This is a genomic window from Flavobacterium sp. FlaQc-47 (assembly GCF_044006475.1).
In the GTDB taxonomy this organism is placed as follows: Bacteria; Bacteroidota; Bacteroidia; order Flavobacteriales; family Flavobacteriaceae; genus Flavobacterium.
Genome location: NZ_JBIPCQ010000010.1, coordinates 40,074 through 56,957, shown reverse-complemented (window position 1 = coordinate 56,957; position 16,884 = coordinate 40,074). Strand labels below are relative to the sequence as shown.

At 31.2% G+C, this 16,884-nt stretch carries 17 protein-coding genes; 2 read left to right on the top strand and 15 right to left on the bottom strand.

Features of this window, described 5'->3' with window-relative positions:
• Positions 1–53: 53 nt before the first annotated feature.
• The 6 genes from ACHRVX_RS22920 to ACHRVX_RS22895 form a co-directional block, all read right to left on the bottom strand.
• Positions 54–1,154, bottom strand: a complete 1,101-nt coding sequence (locus ACHRVX_RS22920) for an AI-2E family transporter (protein ID WP_395336692.1) — start codon at positions 1,152–1,154, stop codon at positions 54–56.
• Between the two features lie 827 nt (positions 1,155–1,981).
• Entirely contained in the window at positions 1,982–2,512 is a 531-nt protein-coding gene (locus ACHRVX_RS22915; RefSeq protein WP_395336690.1) for a mechanosensitive ion channel domain-containing protein, read from the bottom strand.
• A gap of 10 nt (positions 2,513–2,522) precedes the next feature.
• Positions 2,523–3,107: a Maf-like protein gene (locus tag ACHRVX_RS22910; RefSeq protein ID WP_395336688.1), complete on the bottom strand. Its 585-nt coding sequence runs from the start codon at positions 3,105–3,107 to the stop codon at positions 2,523–2,525.
• Complete coding sequence (locus ACHRVX_RS22905; protein WP_395336686.1) at positions 3,100–4,026, bottom strand: geranylgeranylglycerol-phosphate geranylgeranyltransferase; 927 nt, start codon at positions 4,024–4,026, stop codon at positions 3,100–3,102. The genes ACHRVX_RS22910 and ACHRVX_RS22905 overlap by 8 nt, the downstream gene beginning before the upstream one ends.
• 140 nt (positions 4,027–4,166) lie before the next feature.
• Complete coding sequence (locus ACHRVX_RS22900) at positions 4,167–4,694, bottom strand: KdsC family phosphatase (protein WP_395336684.1); 528 nt, start codon at positions 4,692–4,694, stop codon at positions 4,167–4,169.
• Positions 4,678–5,439, bottom strand: coding sequence for a Rossmann-like and DUF2520 domain-containing protein (locus ACHRVX_RS22895; protein WP_395336682.1), 762 nt, complete (start codon positions 5,437–5,439; stop codon positions 4,678–4,680). The genes ACHRVX_RS22900 and ACHRVX_RS22895 overlap by 17 nt, the downstream gene beginning before the upstream one ends.
• A 389-nt stretch (positions 5,440–5,828) precedes the next feature.
• Between ACHRVX_RS22895 and ccsA the strand changes: the two genes are divergently transcribed.
• Entirely contained in the window at positions 5,829–9,035 is a 3,207-nt protein-coding gene (ccsA, locus tag ACHRVX_RS22890) for a cytochrome c biogenesis protein CcsA (RefSeq protein ID WP_395336680.1), read from the top strand.
• Positions 9,036–9,333: 298 nt separating this feature from the next.
• Here ccsA and arsB read toward each other — a convergent pair whose 3' ends face one another.
• The 8 genes from arsB to ACHRVX_RS22850 form a co-directional block, all read right to left on the bottom strand.
• Positions 9,334–10,392: an ACR3 family arsenite efflux transporter gene (gene arsB / locus ACHRVX_RS22885; RefSeq protein WP_395336677.1), complete on the bottom strand. Its 1,059-nt coding sequence runs from the start codon at positions 10,390–10,392 to the stop codon at positions 9,334–9,336.
• Position 10,393: 1 nt separating this feature from the next.
• Positions 10,394–11,023 (bottom strand): protein-tyrosine-phosphatase, encoded by a 630-nt coding sequence (locus tag ACHRVX_RS22880; protein WP_395336675.1) that lies wholly within the window; start codon positions 11,021–11,023, stop codon positions 10,394–10,396.
• A 15-nt stretch (positions 11,024–11,038) separates the two neighbouring features.
• Positions 11,039–11,512: a DUF6428 family protein gene (locus ACHRVX_RS22875; protein ID WP_395336673.1), complete on the bottom strand. Its 474-nt coding sequence runs from the start codon at positions 11,510–11,512 to the stop codon at positions 11,039–11,041.
• Between the two features lie 18 nt (positions 11,513–11,530).
• Positions 11,531–11,863 (bottom strand): ArsR/SmtB family transcription factor, encoded by a 333-nt coding sequence (locus ACHRVX_RS22870; RefSeq protein ID WP_395336671.1) that lies wholly within the window; start codon positions 11,861–11,863, stop codon positions 11,531–11,533.
• 82 nt (positions 11,864–11,945) lie between these two features.
• On the bottom strand, positions 11,946–12,680 hold the full coding sequence (locus ACHRVX_RS22865) for a DUF3667 domain-containing protein (protein WP_395336669.1): 735 nt from the start codon (positions 12,678–12,680) through the stop codon (positions 11,946–11,948).
• Between the two features lie 235 nt (positions 12,681–12,915).
• Positions 12,916–13,080, bottom strand: a complete 165-nt coding sequence (locus ACHRVX_RS22860) for a hypothetical protein (RefSeq protein ID WP_395336667.1) — start codon at positions 13,078–13,080, stop codon at positions 12,916–12,918.
• Between the two features lie 104 nt (positions 13,081–13,184).
• Positions 13,185–13,973: an anti-sigma factor domain-containing protein gene (locus ACHRVX_RS22855; protein ID WP_395336665.1), complete on the bottom strand. Its 789-nt coding sequence runs from the start codon at positions 13,971–13,973 to the stop codon at positions 13,185–13,187.
• Positions 13,973–14,503: an RNA polymerase sigma factor gene (locus tag ACHRVX_RS22850; protein WP_213296380.1), complete on the bottom strand. Its 531-nt coding sequence runs from the start codon at positions 14,501–14,503 to the stop codon at positions 13,973–13,975. The genes ACHRVX_RS22855 and ACHRVX_RS22850 overlap by 1 nt, the downstream gene beginning before the upstream one ends.
• A 987-nt stretch (positions 14,504–15,490) precedes the next feature.
• Here ACHRVX_RS22850 and ACHRVX_RS22845 point away from each other — a divergent pair.
• Positions 15,491–16,078 (top strand): glutathione peroxidase, encoded by a 588-nt coding sequence (locus ACHRVX_RS22845; protein WP_395336662.1) that lies wholly within the window; start codon positions 15,491–15,493, stop codon positions 16,076–16,078.
• A 238-nt stretch (positions 16,079–16,316) separates the two neighbouring features.
• Here ACHRVX_RS22845 and ACHRVX_RS22840 read toward each other — a convergent pair whose 3' ends face one another.
• Complete coding sequence (locus ACHRVX_RS22840; RefSeq protein ID WP_395336660.1) at positions 16,317–16,814, bottom strand: GNAT family N-acetyltransferase; 498 nt, start codon at positions 16,812–16,814, stop codon at positions 16,317–16,319.
• Between the last annotated feature and the right edge of the window lie 70 nt (positions 16,815–16,884).

The following is a 16,884-nucleotide window of genomic DNA, read 5'->3' as shown; positions in this document are numbered from 1 at the left end:
AAGTATGAATATAAGAAATTAATAAGAATATATTGTAAAAAAAAAGTAAGGATTTAGTTTTCCACCTTCATTTTTCTAATTCTCCAGGTAAACCTTCTCGGCATATGATTTCCCATTAAATAACCCCACGGTTCTAAAGATTCGATTCGGTCAAAAATTATTTTTAAAATAGCCAATAGAGGAATGGCTAAAAACATACCTGATATTCCTGCCGAAGCACCGCCGATAATAATACCTATAATAGAAACAAAGGCATTGATTTCTACTTTAGAATTTATGATTAAAGGAACTAATAAGTTATTGTCTATCAGTTGTACAATAACATTTACAATTAGAATTCCCAGAATAACTGACATTTCCGCCGAACCTGTTAAAGAGGCCAAAACGGTGATTATACCAGCAATTAAAATTCCGATGTATGGAATTAAATTCAAAATTCCTGTAATCAATCCTAATAAGATAAAATATTTGATTCCGATAATCCAAAGTCCTAAACTTGTTAAAACAGATACGACTATCATTTCGAGAATAAGGCTGACAATATAATTATTGATAGAAACTTTTATTTGGGATAATATTCCTTTTAAGGTAGCATGATCTTCCTTGTCAACTAATTTGGCTAAAAAGAGAATAAAGTGATCTTTATACAAAAGGAATAAAAATGTATAAATTGGTATAATTGTACAATCTACAAGTAAATCTGTTATGGATAATATCGCAGATCCAATAGTTGCTTTTCCGTTTTGGACAGAATCTTTTGCAACAGTATCAATGTATTTTTTTTGTTCACCAATACTAACATGAAAACTTTTGGTTATAAATCTATGAATATCAGTTATAAAGGTATTTGCGTTCTTTTTTATGGTATCAAAATCATTCGCAATATCACTAACCTGATAGGAGATAAAAACCAAAATACCAACAATAAAAGCAGCAAAAATTAATATACAGCAAGCGGCAGCAAGATGTCGTGGAAATTTTAAACGAATATTTAAAAAGGTGAAAATAGGTACTAATAATACCGAAAATAAGAATGCCATTAATACGGGAGTAATAATGTCTTTTCCAATACAGAATATAAATGCGAAAGAAATAAAGCTAACTAGTATAAAGGCAAGTTTAGCATAAAACGGTAATTTTATGGTGCGAATCATGTTTAGGGTGAATTAGTAAAAACTAGAAATTGGTAAAGCAAATATTATATTTTAATTAAAATATATCGTTTTAGCTTTTTTATAATAGTTTATAAAATTCCCATTATAATTTTGAAGTTTTTAATTTTTTTGCTATAGATCACAATCTCTTTATCAGCTAAATCTGCGTGAAACTTTTTCGCCACGAATTTCACGAATTAGCGCGAATTTTTTTACCACAGATTAGAAAAGATTAAAATGACTTTTTAAAATCTGCTTTATCTGCTAAATCTGCGTGAAACTTTTTTCGCCATTAATTTCACGAATTAGCGCGATTTTTTTTTGTTCCAGATTAAAAAGAATCTGCTTAAATTTTTTAACCACAAATTACACAAATTAGCACAAATTTTCTTTTGCTACAGGTTAGAAAATATTAAAATTATTTTTGAAAATCTGCTTTATTTGCTAAATCTGCGTGAAATTTTTTTGCCAAGAATGTCACGAATTAGCTCGAATTTTTTTTTTGCTACGGATTGAAAGATTAAAATGATTTTTTGAAAATCTGCTATATCTGCTAAATCTGCGTGAAACTTTTTCGCCAAGAATGTCACGAATTTGCTCGAATTTTTTTGTCTCAGATAAAAAGAATCTGCTTAAATTTTTTAACCACAAATTACACAAATTAGCACAAATTTTCTTTTGCCACAGATTAGAAAAGATTAAATGATTTTTGAAAATCTGCATTATCTGCTAAATCTGCGTGAAATTTTCTTTTCGCCACGAATGCAAATTAGCTGCGTAAATCTTTGCTGAGTTTGTAGTGAAATTTTACCAAAGATTAGATAATTTTAATCATAAAACTCTTTTTCCTCGTAATGAGTGGGCATAATCGAAATACCTTTTTGAAGCAGTAAATTATTTGGAAAAATGATACGTTCGCCTTCTTTTGTTCTTAAATTGACATGAAAAGCACTAATATCTTCAATTTCGGCTTCGATAGGAAAATCTTTATCATGGATTTTAATTGTATCTCCAATTCTGAAAGGAAAGGAAAAAAACAAAATCATTCCAGAAGTAATGTTGCTCAAAATAGACCATTGTGCAAACATCGCCACACCAATAACCGTTGTAATCGAGGAAACTGTTATAAAAATATCTTTTGTGTCAACTCCCCAAATAACAATTAAGCTAATCGTAACTAATATATTCATTAAAATATGAATATACTTGATGACCAAATTAGTACGATGCTCCAATAACTGACTTGTACTGGCGTAACGTCGAATTAATTTTGCAATAATTACCCTTAGTGCTATTAAAGCTGCTATGATAATTATGGTTATGAAAATTTCGTGACTATACTCTTTAAAAGAAAACATAAATAATTTTTTACACTAAAGTACTCAAATATTCGTAAACTTTAGCTGTTGGCAAGCCCATAACATTGGTATAAGAACCTTCAACTTTTGCAACTGCCATAAAACCAAACCATTCCTGAATTCCGTAAGCACCGGCTTTATCATAAGGTTTGTAATTTTCGATGTAATATAAAATAGATTCATCAGATAAATTGTTGAAAGTTACTTTTGTTACATCATTAATCAGGGTAGAAGCAGAGTTGGTTTTAAAGCAAACTGATGTAAATACTTCATGTGTAGTATTTGACATTGATTTGATCATTTCAAAAGCTTCGTCGGCACTTTTTGGTTTTCCCAACGCTTTATTTTGATGCCAGACAATGGTGTCGCTTGTTACGAGAATTTCATTTTCTTTCAGTTCACCATCAAAAGCGTTTGCTTTTAATTGAGCTAAAAAATCAGTTATTTCAACTGCTTTTAATTCTGGTGGATAAATTTCTTCAATATCTTTTAATCTAATCTCAAAATCAAGATCCAAATCCTTGAAAAATTGCTGTCTGCGAGGCGATTCCGATGCTAATATTAAAGTATACTTTTTTAATTTTTCTTTAAGCATTGTACTTGATATTAATTGTTATAACCAAAATTGATAAGATTCCGAAAAACAAAATCAGCTTTAAAACCATACTTAAATGATGATAATCTTTTTGACCTTTTGCACCAACTATTTTTACAATAAAGTACAATAGCGGAGCCAAAACAAATGCGAAGGCATAAAATGTCGCGATAAAAAGATTATTGTCAAAAAAGTATTTATTGACATAAAGCAAGCATAAAATAAAAGATACAACAGCAAAAGCTACAGCTATTTTAGCAGCACGGCTAATTCCTATTGCAATTGGTAATGTATTCATCCCCTGGTTGTAATCGCCGTTTACATCTTCGATATCTTTAATAATTTCACGTATAAAATTGATCATAAAAGCAAACAAAGCATAATCTGTTAATATAGAAAAGAAACTTGCCATTTGTGCCTGATTCTCAGAATTGGTTGCAGGAAATAAATCAAAAACACCAATAATAATAACGCTCACAGAAAGTAATGCTGCCACAACAAAATTGCCTAAAATCATGATTTGTTTTAAGGTCGTAGCGTAAAAATAAAGCAATGAAGCAATCAAAATAAATAATGAAGCAAACATTGGTCTCATAATAATATTGGATAATAAAAAACCAAGCGCAACGCCCGAAATATTAAGTCCTATATAAATATTATAAGCAGCAGTTTCTGAGATTCCTTTGCCTACAACAACATCATTTGGTTTATTGATAGAATCTGTGGCGACATCATAAATATTATTAATGACATAACCGGCAGCAGCCAGTAAAACGGTACTTAAAACCAATAATGCATATTGCCAGTCGGCTAAAGCCAAAGGAATATTCTGCTGTTTTAAAAAAGCATAGCGAAATAATATCTGCATAAAAGCAAGCATCAAAAGGTTTTTATATCGAATGAGTTTGAGGAATTTCATTTTTTTAAGGTTTTTTTTAAAGGTACAAAGGAACACAGGTTCTGAGGTTCAAAGGTTTCTCTTGAAAACTTAAACAAAGAAAGATAATATCAAGCAAATCACTGTAAACTGTTACTGAAAACTGAGACTAAAACAATTACCTAATCGTGTTTCCCGCTAAAATGTTCCATCCATTTTCCCTGTACTTTCATTACTTGCTCGATGACGTCGCGTGCAGCGCCTTTTCCGCCTTTTACGTGCGAAATATAACGACATATATTTTTAATTTCAGGGCTTGCATCTTGCGGACAAGTTGGTAATCCTACTAATTTCATTACATGAAAATCAGGAATATCATCGCCCATATACAATACTTCTTCCGGGTTAATTTTATATGTATCAGTGTATTCTTTAAAAGTTTTTACTTTATCAGGAGTTCCTAAATGGATATCTTTAATACCAAGATTATGCAAACGAATACGAACGCCTTCGTTGCTTCCGCCAGAAATAATGCAAACATTATAGCCACTTTCAACTGCTGCTTTCATTGCATAACCGTCACGAATATTCATTGTGCGAAGTATTTCTCCTTCATTGGTTACAAAAACCGAACTGTCTGTAAGTACGCCATCAACATCAAAAACAAATGTTGTGATGTCGTTCATTATTTCCTTATAACTTTTTGCCATTATTCTGTATAGATTGTGTTATTATTTTATAGATATTCTTTTGATTCTCATTTGATAAATAATCTAAATGAGCCTCGATTGTAGTTAAATCATTGCGTTTTGCAGGACCAGTTTGCGCGTCAATTGGATCGAGTGTATTTATTTTTTCTGCAGTTTCCTGAATCAAAGGTTTTAAAATTTCAAAAGGAACCTGATGTTCTTCACAAATTTCGTGTCCTATTTGATATAAGTAATTGGTGAAATTATTCACAAAAACCGCCGCAACATGCAACGCTTTTCTTTGATCTGAATTGATGGCATGAACCACGTTTGAAATACTTTTTGCAGCAGTTTCTAAAACATGAAAATCAAAAGTATTTTCAGCTTCCAAACACATGGGAACCGCAGAAAAATCAATTTCTTTGCTTTTAGAAAATGTCTGCAACGGATAAAAAACACCTTTTCTGTTTTTTATATCTAAAACATCAAGAGAAGCCGCGCCAGATGTGTGAACTACGATTTGGTTTTGAAAAGGCAATTGTCTGGAAACTTCTGCAATAGCCTTGTCAGAAACTGCTATAATATATAAATCAGCTTCTTTTAAGTCTTCAAAATCATTTACAATTTTATCAAAATCGATTAAAGAAGCCAGATTTTCCTTTTTTCTCGAATATACCTGCACAATTTCGATAGTTTCACTTTTGGTAAAAGCTTTAATTAAATGTTGTGCAACATTTCCGGAACCTAATAACGTTATTCGAATCATAGCGCAAAATTAGCATTAATTTTTTTAAACAGAATTATGAAAATAAACTTTGGTCACAGATAAAACTGATTAAACTTATTTTTACTTAATATTATTTGTTAATGATATTCAAACGTATTATAAGGAAGAATTGTTATTGGTGCTTATTTCTACTATAAGAAAAGAGTAGGTAAAAATTTTAAAATTCTATTTAATCCCTTACATCTGTGATAAATATCTAATTTAAATAAAAAATTTACTATTTAAATTTATAGAATTTAGTACACTATTTTAAGAATTCAATTTAATTATATCACCTTTTTTTAGTTTTTATTAACAAAGTTCAAATATTGGAACTCAACATTTTTAAGTACTTTTGTGCCACTTTTATACAATGTAATTCCTCAAAAATGGATAAAAAAATATTCTCTTTTTTGTTTTCTACACGATTAATGTCTGTTCTTTTTTTAACATTTGCAATCGCAATGGGTGTTGGTACTTTTATCGAAAGTAAATACAACACAGACACAGCCCGAATTTTAATTTATAATACCTGGTGGTTTGAAGCAATAATGGTTTTTTTTATGATCAATTTCTTTGGAAACATCAAGCGTTATCAATTGCATAAAAAAGAAAAATGGGCAACTCTAATACTTCACATTGCTTTTATTTTTATTCTGTTAGGAGCATTTATAACACGTTATATCAGCTACGAAGGAATGATGCCCATTCGTGAAGGCGCTGCCGAAAACCAAATTTTTTCAGATAAAACATTCTTAACCGTTTTTGCAGATGGAGAATACAAAGGCGAAATGAAACGCAGGGTTTTTGATAAAGCTTTATTGTTCTCGCCTGTAACGAATAACGATTTTACACTTTCAGGTAAATTTGATGAAACTCCTTTTGAAGTGAGTTACGTAAATTATATTATGGGAGCAAAAGAAACTATAAAACCAACTGCAAACGGAACTTTATACCTTAAACTGGTTGAAGCAGGAGCAGGTGGGCGTGAAGAACATTTCCTAAAAGAAGGGGAAGTTCAAAACATTCATAATGTGTTGTTTGCCCTTAATAAACCAACAGATGGCGCAATTAATATCAATACTAAAGGCGAAAAATATACGATTCAGACTCCTTTTGAAGGGGAATTTATGCGAATGGCAGATAAGTTAAAAGGAACTGTAACCAAAGATAATGTTCAGCCTTTAATGATGCGTTCCTTATACAGTATTGGCGATATCCGTATCGTATTTCCTGATCCTGCCGTAAAAGGAATTGTTGATTATGAATCCAATAAAGATTTTAAAGCAAAATCTCATAACGACGCTTTGATTGTAAAAGTAAAAGCCGACGGTCAGGAAAAAGAAGTTCGCCTTTTAGGTTCAAAAGGAAGCGTAGGAGAACCTCAAACAGTAAAAATTGGTAAAATTGAATACAGTTTATTCTACGGAAGTAAAGCGTATATCTTGCCTTTTAAAGTAAAATTAAACGACTTTATCGCGACAAAATATCCAGGAACAGAGAAAAGTTATTCGGCTTTTGAAAGTAAAGTAACCGTTCAGGATTCATCAGAAACTTTTGATGCCAGAATTTTTATGAATAATGTATTAGATTATAAAGGATATAGATTTTTTCAATCTTCATTTGATCCGGACGAAAAAGGAACAGTATTATCTGTAAACCACGATTTTTGGGGAACATCAATAACTTATTTAGGATATTTTATGTTATTTTTTGGTTTAATGGCAATCATGTTTACCAAACATTCTCGTTTTGCAGATCTAAAACGCAAACTAGAAGGCGTGAAAAAAAAGAAAGAAAAATTAATTACCATTTTGGTTTTAATGATCAGTTTAAGTGGTTTTGCTCAGGCACCGCATGTTCACACACCGGGACACGAGCACAATCATACAACAGATCCTAACGATCACGCAAACCACGTAACAGCACCGCCAAGTCAAAAACAATTAGATTCATTATTGACAATCTATAAAGCACCGGAAGCGCACGCAGCAAAATTTGGGCGTTTGATTATTCAGGATGCAGGAGGTAGAATGAAACCTATTAATACTTTCTCTTCTGAATTATTGAGAAAAGTAAGCCATGATGATACGTATAACGGAATGAATTCTGATCAGGTATTTTTGTCAATGACACAATATGCTCAGGTTTGGATACAGATTCCCCTTATCTATATTAAACCTGAAAATGATAGTATTCGCAGAATTATCGGAATTGAAAAAGAAGCTAAATTTGCTCCTTTTGTAAAATTCTTTGATGAAAACGGAAACTACAAACTTTCTCCTTATTTAGATGCAGCATACAAAGCAGCAAATCCAAATAATTTTGAGAAAGGTTTTATCGAAACGGATAAAAAAGTAAACTTAATGGAATCTGCGTTAAGCGGAAGTATCCTGAAAATTTTCCCGATTCCAAATGATCCTAATAACAAATGGATTTCGTACTTAGAAATTCAAAATGCAGGATTAAAAGGAATGGATTCTACGTATGTAAAGCAAATTTTACCAATGTATTTTAGCGCTTTAAACAACGGAGCAATTTCAAAAGATTTTACAAATGCAGATCATTTGGTAGAAAGTATCAATGGTTTCCAAAAGAAATTTGGAAGTGCAGTTCGACCAAGTGACAAAAAAATCGATCTTGAAATAGCGTATAACACCTACAATATTTTACCAAAAATGTTTTATTGGTATTCGCTTGCCGGAATCTTTATGCTGATTTTTACACTTTTTAGTATCTTTTTTGATAAAAAATGGTTACGAATCACAGTAAATGGTTTTCATATATTGATAGGAACCATATTTGCATTTCATACAATTGCATTAATAGGACGTTGGTATATTTCAGGACACGCGCCGTGGAGTAATGCTTACGAAGCTATTGTATACGTTGCCTGGGCTACCATGTTCTTTGGTCTGGCATTTGACCGCAAATCAAAACTTACCGTAGCATCAGCAGCATTTGTAACGGCAATGATTTTTATGGCAGCAAACGCGAACTGGATCGATCCTGAAATTGCAAACTTACAGCCGGTTCTAAACTCTTATTGGTTAATGATTCACGTTGCAGTAATTGTAGCAAGTTACGGACCATTTGCACTAGGAATGATTTTAGGTTTTGTAGCATTGATTTTGATCTTTTTTACCAATGAAAATAACAAAGCCAAAATGGATTTAAACATCAAAGAAATCACGTATATCAACGAAATGTCCTTGACTATTGGTTTGATAATGTTGACAATAGGTAACTTTTTAGGCGGACAATGGGCAAACGAAAGCTGGGGACGTTACTGGGGATGGGATCCAAAAGAAACCTGGGCTTTAATCTCGATTATGGTGTATGCCTTTGTGATTCACGCTCGTTTTGTGCCTTCACTAAGAGGAAAATGGTTCTTTAATTTAATGAGTATGTACGCCTTTGTTTCTATTTTGTTTACCTATTACGGAGTAAACTTTCACTTAGTTGGTCTGCATTCATACGCAAGCGGAGAAGCACATTCATTAAGCTGGATCTGGTATTCATTAGGAACTATTTCAATTATTGGAGCCATCACATATCCTAAATACCGTAAACATTACAAAAGCAAGAAAAAGTAATACAAAATAGTTTTTATTAATTCATAAAAAAAGGTTCAACTTTACGGTTGAGCCTTTTTTGTTTTTATATTTTTTCCAGTAACGACAAACATGAAACTTGAGACAAACATGAAACATGAAACTTTTTTTAGTCAGGAGCTATTTCCTGCTATCCGTTTCAATCTTTTGCTTTTTAAAGAAAAAAGCAAAAGGATTTCCACTTCTATCAGGGTTAGGGGATTTGTTTTCAGAAGAAATCCTAATAATTAGGAGAAATCTAAGAATCTTATAATCTTTACATTTAGAACTTAGCAGCTCATTAAAAAAACTTCTTTCTAAACCAAAAAGCAACATTCACTAAAGCAATCAAAGCTGGAACTTCGACTAATGGACCAATTACGCCAGTAAAAGCCTGACCGCTATTGATTCCAAAAACGCCGATCGCAACTGCAATTGCCAATTCAAAATTATTTCCTGTTGCTGTAAAGGCAATTGCAGTACTTTTAGAATAATCTGCACCAAAATACTTTCCAGTAAAAAAACTTATAATAAACATCGCCGTAAAATAGAGTACCAAAGGAATAGCGATCCTAGCAACATCTAAAGGAATCTGCACAATCAATTTCCCTTTTAAACTAAACATGATGATAATAGTAAACAGCAAAGCAATTAAAGTAACAGGCGATATAAAAGGAATATATTTAGTTTGAAACCATTCTTTTCCTTTTAGCTTTATTAATGCATACCGACTTATGATTCCAAGTGCAAAGGGAATTCCTAAATAAATACCAACACTTTCTGCAATCTGAATAATACTGATATTGACATTAAAACCTTTATATCCAAAATACGGAGGTAAAACAGTTATAAAAATATAAGCATAAACACTATAAAGTAAAACCTGAAAAATACTGTTTAAGGCAATTAATCCAGCGGCATATTCACGATTTCCATCTGCTAAATCATTCCAGACTACAACCATGGCAATGCAGCGCGCTAATCCAATTAATATTAAACCAATCATATATTCAGGATAATCTTTTAGAAATAATAACGCCAAAGCAAACATCAAAAGAGGTCCAACAATCCAGTTTAAAAATAGTGAGGCGCCTAATACCTTCGTATTTTTAAAAACCTCACTCATTTTTTCATAATTTACTTTAGCGAGTGGCGGATACATCATCAAAATTAAACCAACAGCCAACGGAATATTTGTTGTTCCGTTCGAAAATGAATTAATGAAATTTCCGCTTGACGGTAAAAAATATCCTATTGAGACACCAATGATCATAGCCATAAAAATCCAAAGCGTTAGAAAACGATCCAGAAAACCTAATTTTTTTCTTTCTCCAGCAGGATGACAATGATTTAAATCCATTTTATTTTTTTATTTGTGAGAATATGTAAAACATTTCAATTGCAATTTGAAGGTTTCGTTCCTGATATTTTTCAGTTTGTTGTGGAGTATCATCAAAAGCTTTTGGATCATCAAAATTTACAGGAATACGTTTTTCAGCTCCGGCAATAAAAGGGCAATCGCCATCAGCCTGAGAACACGTCATAATTGCTGCGAAACCATTCACCGGATTAAAATCATCATCATAAGTTTTAGAGAAACCGATTACGGGAGTTTCATTCTCAGAAAATTTTATGGCGTAAACAGGATTATTTACTTCTGATAATTTCTTTATTTTAAAACCCGATTTTTCTAATGTTTCAATAACTTTAGGAAATAATGCTGTAGCTTGTGTTCCTCCAGAATAACAAAATACGTTTTTTATTCCGTAATAATGTGCAGCAGTTTGTGCCCAAACTTGAGAGAAATGACTTCTTCTGGAATTATGTGTACAAATCAGGTTCAATCTGATCTCTTGTTGGTTATCAAATTTTAGCTGTATAAAATCAACAATAGGTTGTAGTGTGTGTGTGCGTTCTTTTGTAATTCCTGTAAAATCAAATGATTGAACTAAAGATTGAATTTCTGGAAATAAAATATTTTGATTCTGCATAGTATAAATTTAAAATTAGCAACAGCTTGCACCGGGAGTACATAAATTTACTTCATCAGCGTTTAATTGTATTAATTTAAGCTTTGGTTTTTCAGATGTAATCCCGCATTGATCCTGTGCTAAACAAGCAGTAGTTTTGTTCAGTAATAGAAAATCCTTTCCGTTAAAACCTAAATCATATTTTCCGATTGTAGTATCCTGATATTCCACTTCGATTTCAAAATCTTCAATTTTCAATACTTTTTCTGAAAGTTCGATAATATGAATTAACTTATTTGGTTTTAACCGATGCTCATAATCACTCGCATCCCAAAGCTGAAAATTCACCACAGTTTCTTTTCGAACAACTCCGCCACAATCGATAAAGTTTTTGGTAATCAGACCAACTTCGGTTACGTGAAAATATTCCGGTACAAATTTTCCATTCGGTAATTGAAAATTTACTGATGCAACAGTAGTCAGTATTTTTTTTATTTCTGATAGTTTCATAATAATATGATTGAATAGTTAACAACATTCTTGTTTTCTTTTTTCTAAATGAAAGTGAATTTCGTTGAAGAAAATTTTTATTTTCTCAAATCCAGTTTCGTTAATACAATAACAAATTGCATTTCCTTCAATATTTCCTTTAATCAAACCAGCGTTTTTAAGCTCTTTTAAATGTTGGGAAACCGTGGGCTGAGAAAGCGGAAGTTCATTGACAATATCGCCGCAAATACAAGCATTTACTTTAAGCAAATATTCTATAATGGCAATTCTGGCCGGATGACCTAAAGCTTTGGTCAAAATAGCCAACTCGTTTTGTTTGTCTGTAAAGTGATCTGTTTTAGTAGCTCCCATTGTTATATTTTTATATTGCAATATTACGATATAGTATTTAAACAAAAAAGAAAATAGGTCAGTATTTTCTTTTCTAAGTTTTTTATTGAGATAGTTTTCCTGATAACACAAGAATAATTGCCATTACTAATACAAAACAAATTAAAAAAATGATATGACTTAATACGGATAAAAAGAAAGCTTTTACTTTTGACATCTTATTAAAAAACTGAATATTAGTCCAGAATATCAGTACAATGTCAACAGCATAAATAAAACTTGTGACCTTTTGAATCTCTGGTGTTCCATTATAATATATTAGCAATGGAAATAGTAAAATATGGGAAAAAAGTTTCTGAGAAGCTTTAAATGTGTTTAAAACAAAATATTCTACAAAATTATATCCCTGTTTTCTAAAGCAAATATAAGTTCCTAAGGTAAAAAAAGGAATTGTAGCGATTGTTATCCATGAAAAATGAGTAGACATCCATTCGTTGAATTCAACATAATTTAAATTGACATCAGTTTTTGCCGGAAGCAAATTGATCTTAAAATAGTGATACAAAACACCATACAGAGTTGCTAAAACGACAACTAAAGACAAAGGTTTAAAATGTTTTATCCTTTTACCTTCAATAAATTCCCTAACAGAATTTCCCGGTCTGGTAAATAACTGCTTTAAGGAATAGGGAATACCTTCATCAAAATGCAACAATCCATGCTGAATATCATGCCACAAAAAATGCCAGTTTATTTTATGGGTTTCAGCAGGCTGACCACAATTATTGCAATAATGTCCTTTATAAATCTGATAACAATTTTTACAGGTTATTTCCATTTGTGGTATTTATTGAATGATTAATTTCTTTTTTAAATCCATTAGGATACATAACGGTCAGCAACACTATGATGAGTAAAAAGTTATATTCCATACCGTTTCTACCACCGCCAACTACAAACCAACCTTCCTGAAAATGAACTAATATAATACCCATAATCAAGACAAAAATGGTAACGAATCCTGCCAGTTTAATATATTTATTTACAATTAAAAGTATAGCTGCAACAAGGTGCTATAATTTAATTAACCAGGCAATAAATACACCAAAAGGAGCAAAGCCAATCTGGTTTAAATATAAATTCCCAAAGTCATTAACTCCGTTATCAAACATTCCAAAAACAGAATGGGTAAGCAGAATAACAGCAACTGCAAATCTTAAAAGTAAAGTTCCGTTCATGGTTTAAACTGGTTTGGTTGAGATAGGTATCAGAATTAAAAATAATAAAAAAACGCATATTAAAATAAATTAATATGCGTTTTAAGTTTTATCTAAAGTTAAGCTTATACTTTTCCTAAAGTATACAGTTGCTCCATTGTAGGTGTTAAACTTCCTCCGGCAGGTTCTAAAGTAATACCAAAAGCTTCAGCAGAATCTGTTTGACTAACGGCGAATATCTTTTGATTATTTCCTTCAAAATCGCTCAATAAACCAATACTGGTTGGCGTAAGAACCGGACTTAATTTCAAAGCCCAAACCTGATATACCATTCCCTTAGGCGGTTTTGGTAAACCCGCAGCATCAATATATGTTGTTTTTGTTTCTTTATTCCAGTACACTTTTGCAAATGAAGCCGGAGAAACTGCCTGACCACCAAGCGTTACACCGGTATTTTTAATATCTCTAACAATATTTAAGTTCTTTTCAGTTTGTTTATTTTGCAAATCTAAATAAGCAAAGTCTCTCTGGATTTTATTTTTCTCCGTACCAACAGTTGCAATAGCATCCTTTGTTTTAGTAAGTTCAAGAGTTTGATACCCAAGACCTAATAACAATAACACAGCTGCGGCCCAGCCCACATATTGAGACCAGGTTGATGCTGGTTTCATTTCGACTACTTTGCCGTGTTTCAGTTCTAAACGTGCTTTTATCTTCTCGAAATTGGCTACCGAATGAAAAGGAGAAAAACTGGATGACAAAGCTACAATAGCTCTTTCAATCGCAATAATTTCTTCATCCATTGCGGGATTCTTCTTCGCCATTTCGGCTATTTCCAGATTTTCAGTTTCGGTTAATAAACCATAAACATATAGTTCCAGAATTCCTGAGTCAATATATTCTTGTGCTTCCATTATATTTTTAGGTAATTTCTTAAATCATTAATACAGTTTCTGTTTTGCGTTTTGATAGTTCCCAATGGTATCGCTAATTCCTCTGAAGCTTCCTGTTGGGTATATCCTTTAAAAAATAATAAATCTATAATCTCAATACATTTTGGTTTCAGTTTTTTGACGAATTCCTGAATACCAATAGTATCAATTCTATTAACGAGTTTATTACTGTCGTCTAACAGATTTACGAAATTATCTGAAGAAAGGTTTTTTTGGCTGTTATTAAAATTTTTAGATCTTAACTTATCAATTGACGTATTCCTTGCTATATTAAGGATCCACGTATAAAATCTGCCTTTACCTTCGTTATAAGAATCGATATTTTTCCAGATTTTGACAAAAACTTCCTGCAAAACATCTTCCGCTTCTTCGCGGTTTTTTATAAGAACGTTAATAACCGAAAATAAACTTTTCGAGTACATATCATATAAATGGGTAAAAGCTCTTTCGTCTTTTTTGTAAATTAAAACTAACAACTCATCTTGACTCATAGATCTGGATTTTAAGCTTAAACAAAAATTTAGTATAGTTTTTTATACTTAGAGATAAAGATAATTTATTTTTTTGTGAAAAGCATAAATTTTTTAACAGGCTAAAACCTAGTAAAACCAAGCATTAAGAAAAAATATTACTTTTTTTTTATTTTTTTAAAACCAAAAGCAATCCAGTTACGTAAATGCTATTATAACATCAAAACAATAATGCCGTAAAATAGCACGAAGATTATAAACGATTGAAAAATTCTGATGTTTTATTTTATCAATGAAAATATAATGATGATATACTTTAACATTTATACAAAAATTAGCTGTAAAGTAAATCTCAATAATTAAAACCAAAACGTCATGTATAACGTATATAGTTTAAAAATAGTAATTATAGGTTTAACCGCAATTTTGGCATTATTGAATGTTACCGAAAGTGATTTTCGAAAACATATTTTACAAAATTGTAGTTCATTTTTAATATAGTACGATAAAGGATTAATTGAAAAGCGAGAATATGAATTTGAAGATGCTGAAAATATTCGTTTTATTAATTTTTGTAATACTGTTTATTATCATTGTAAAATGAAATTTTAAAAACAAAAATATTTAATTCAAATTTATTGATTAGTTGGTGTCTCCGGACTTCCAAACCGAAAATTAAATAAGAATTTAAAATACCAGAATGATCTCAACATAAAGAATTAGTAAATTTTATGATATAAACGCCAGTAAATAATATACAAAATTAAAGGTATTATAAATTCAAAATATAATTTTCACTATAACCGGGACATCAACTATAATTTGAAAAAGTATAAAAAAATAAACGAAACAATTAATTCATGGTTTGATTTGTTTGTATGGGGGGAAGCCTAACGTCTGATTAACGTTAGGCTTCATTTTTTTTATTTAACTTATGTTTAATAAAAATAAAGCAGACAAAGTAATTAACGAAAACAGATTTTAACTAATTTTATAAAAAATTAAACAATGAAAAAAATAGTATTTTTAGCTTGCAGCGTTGTCTTATTATTAAGTTCACAAGCTCAGGCTCAAACAAGTAAGAATAAATTATCTAAAACTGATAAAGTCATGGCAAAAGAAAACATTTACCAATTTAAAGTACAGGATTTATCAGGAGATACATTTGATTTTGCCTCTTTAAAAGGTAAAAAAGTAATGATTGTAAATACCGCTTCAAAATGCGGATTAACACCTCAATACAAAGATCTTGAAGCAACTTACAAAGAGTATAAAGACAAAGGTTTTGTAATTATAGGTTTTCCTGCGAATAATTTTGCCTCTCAGGAACCAGGAACAAACAAAGAAATCGAAACGTTTTGCCAACAAAATTATGGTGTAACATTCCCAATGATGGACAAAGTTTCTGTAAAAGGTGATGATATGTGCGAAGTGTACAAATTCCTGACACAAAAATCTAAAAATGGCTTACAAGATTCTGAAGTAGAGTGGAACTTTCAAAAATACCTAATCGACGAAAAGGGAGAATTGGTAAAAGTAATCAAACCAAGAACATTGGTGACAGAACCAGAAGTTGTTAACTGGATAAAAAGTTAATTAAAAGTCTAAAAAATATAACATCCCCAAAATTGAAGTAAAATTCAGGTTTTGGGGATTTTTTTATGTTTTTTTGATTACATAGAAGCCACAATATTTTCATTTAGACGAAGGAGAAATCGCAGTCGTATTACATTAATAAAAGTTTCATCTCTGTGGAGTTTCTATTGTGATTTCTCCTGCGTCGAAATGACAAAAACCGTGAAAACCAGTTTAAATCAGTGTCATCTGTGTGCGATTATTTCAATATCAATTGCATGAAAACCAAATCAAGCCAATGATCAAATTTATAACCCACTTCACGAATTGTTCCGGTTACAACAAATCCAAATTTTTCATGAAACGCAATACTTCCCGCATTATCAGCATCAATTGCACCAATCATTACATGCAAACCTTGTTCTTTTGCTAAACGAATAAGTTCAAGCAATAGTTTAGATCCAATACCTTTTCCTATCACATTATCAATTACATAAACCGAATGTTCTACTGTATATTGATAACCAATTTTCTCGCGGAATTGCCCATAACTCCCAAAACCAACCACTTCGCCATTTAATTCCGCAACAACAATAGGGAGGTTTTTGGCCTCTTTATCTTCAAACCATTTTGTTTGCACTTCAATAGTCTGCACATCATAATTATAATTTGCAGTTGTGTGTATAATAGAATGATTTACGATTTCAAGAATTTTCTCTAAATCATTTATTGTAGCTGGTCTTAGTATTGGGTTCATGGTGGTTATAATTATAAATTATTTTATTTATTTCCTAATCCAGACGCAGTAATAAACGTTTATTAAGATT

Excerpts from the sequence above, each read along its gene's own strand:
- ACHRVX_RS22860 (WP_395336667.1), bottom strand. The coding sequence starts at position 13,080 with ATGAACGGAACTTTACTTTTAAGATTTGCAGTTGCTGTTATTCTGCTT.
- ACHRVX_RS22910 (WP_395336688.1), bottom strand. The coding sequence starts at position 3,107 with ATGCTTAAAGAAAAATTAAAAAAGTATACTTTAATATTAGCATCGGAA.
- ACHRVX_RS22865 (WP_395336669.1), bottom strand. The coding sequence starts at position 12,680 with ATGGAAATAACCTGTAAAAATTGTTATCAGATTTATAAAGGACATTAT.
- ACHRVX_RS22905 (WP_395336686.1), bottom strand. The coding sequence starts at position 4,026 with ATGAAATTCCTCAAACTCATTCGATATAAAAACCTTTTGATGCTTGCT.
- ACHRVX_RS22875 (WP_395336673.1), bottom strand. The coding sequence starts at position 11,512 with ATGAAACTATCAGAAATAAAAAAAATACTGACTACTGTTGCATCAGTA.
- ccsA (WP_395336680.1), top strand. The coding sequence starts at position 5,829 with ATGGATAAAAAAATATTCTCTTTTTTGTTTTCTACACGATTAATGTCT.
- ACHRVX_RS22895 (WP_395336682.1), bottom strand. The coding sequence starts at position 5,439 with ATGATTCGAATAACGTTATTAGGTTCCGGAAATGTTGCACAACATTTA.
- ACHRVX_RS22870 (WP_395336671.1), bottom strand. The coding sequence starts at position 11,863 with ATGGGAGCTACTAAAACAGATCACTTTACAGACAAACAAAACGAGTTG.
- ACHRVX_RS22850 (WP_213296380.1), bottom strand. The coding sequence starts at position 14,503 with ATGAGTCAAGATGAGTTGTTAGTTTTAATTTACAAAAAAGACGAAAGA.
- ACHRVX_RS22845 (WP_395336662.1), top strand. The coding sequence starts at position 15,491 with ATGAAAAAAATAGTATTTTTAGCTTGCAGCGTTGTCTTATTATTAAGT.
- ACHRVX_RS22900 (WP_395336684.1), bottom strand. The coding sequence starts at position 4,694 with ATGGCAAAAAGTTATAAGGAAATAATGAACGACATCACAACATTTGTT.
- ACHRVX_RS22915 (WP_395336690.1), bottom strand. The coding sequence starts at position 2,512 with ATGTTTTCTTTTAAAGAGTATAGTCACGAAATTTTCATAACCATAATT.
- ACHRVX_RS22855 (WP_395336665.1), bottom strand. The coding sequence starts at position 13,973 with ATGGAAGCACAAGAATATATTGACTCAGGAATTCTGGAACTATATGTT.
- ACHRVX_RS22920 (WP_395336692.1), bottom strand. The coding sequence starts at position 1,154 with ATGATTCGCACCATAAAATTACCGTTTTATGCTAAACTTGCCTTTATA.
- ACHRVX_RS22880 (WP_395336675.1), bottom strand. The coding sequence starts at position 11,023 with ATGCAGAATCAAAATATTTTATTTCCAGAAATTCAATCTTTAGTTCAA.
- arsB (WP_395336677.1), bottom strand. The coding sequence starts at position 10,392 with ATGGATTTAAATCATTGTCATCCTGCTGGAGAAAGAAAAAAATTAGGT.
- ACHRVX_RS22840 (WP_395336660.1), bottom strand. The coding sequence starts at position 16,814 with ATGAACCCAATACTAAGACCAGCTACAATAAATGATTTAGAGAAAATT.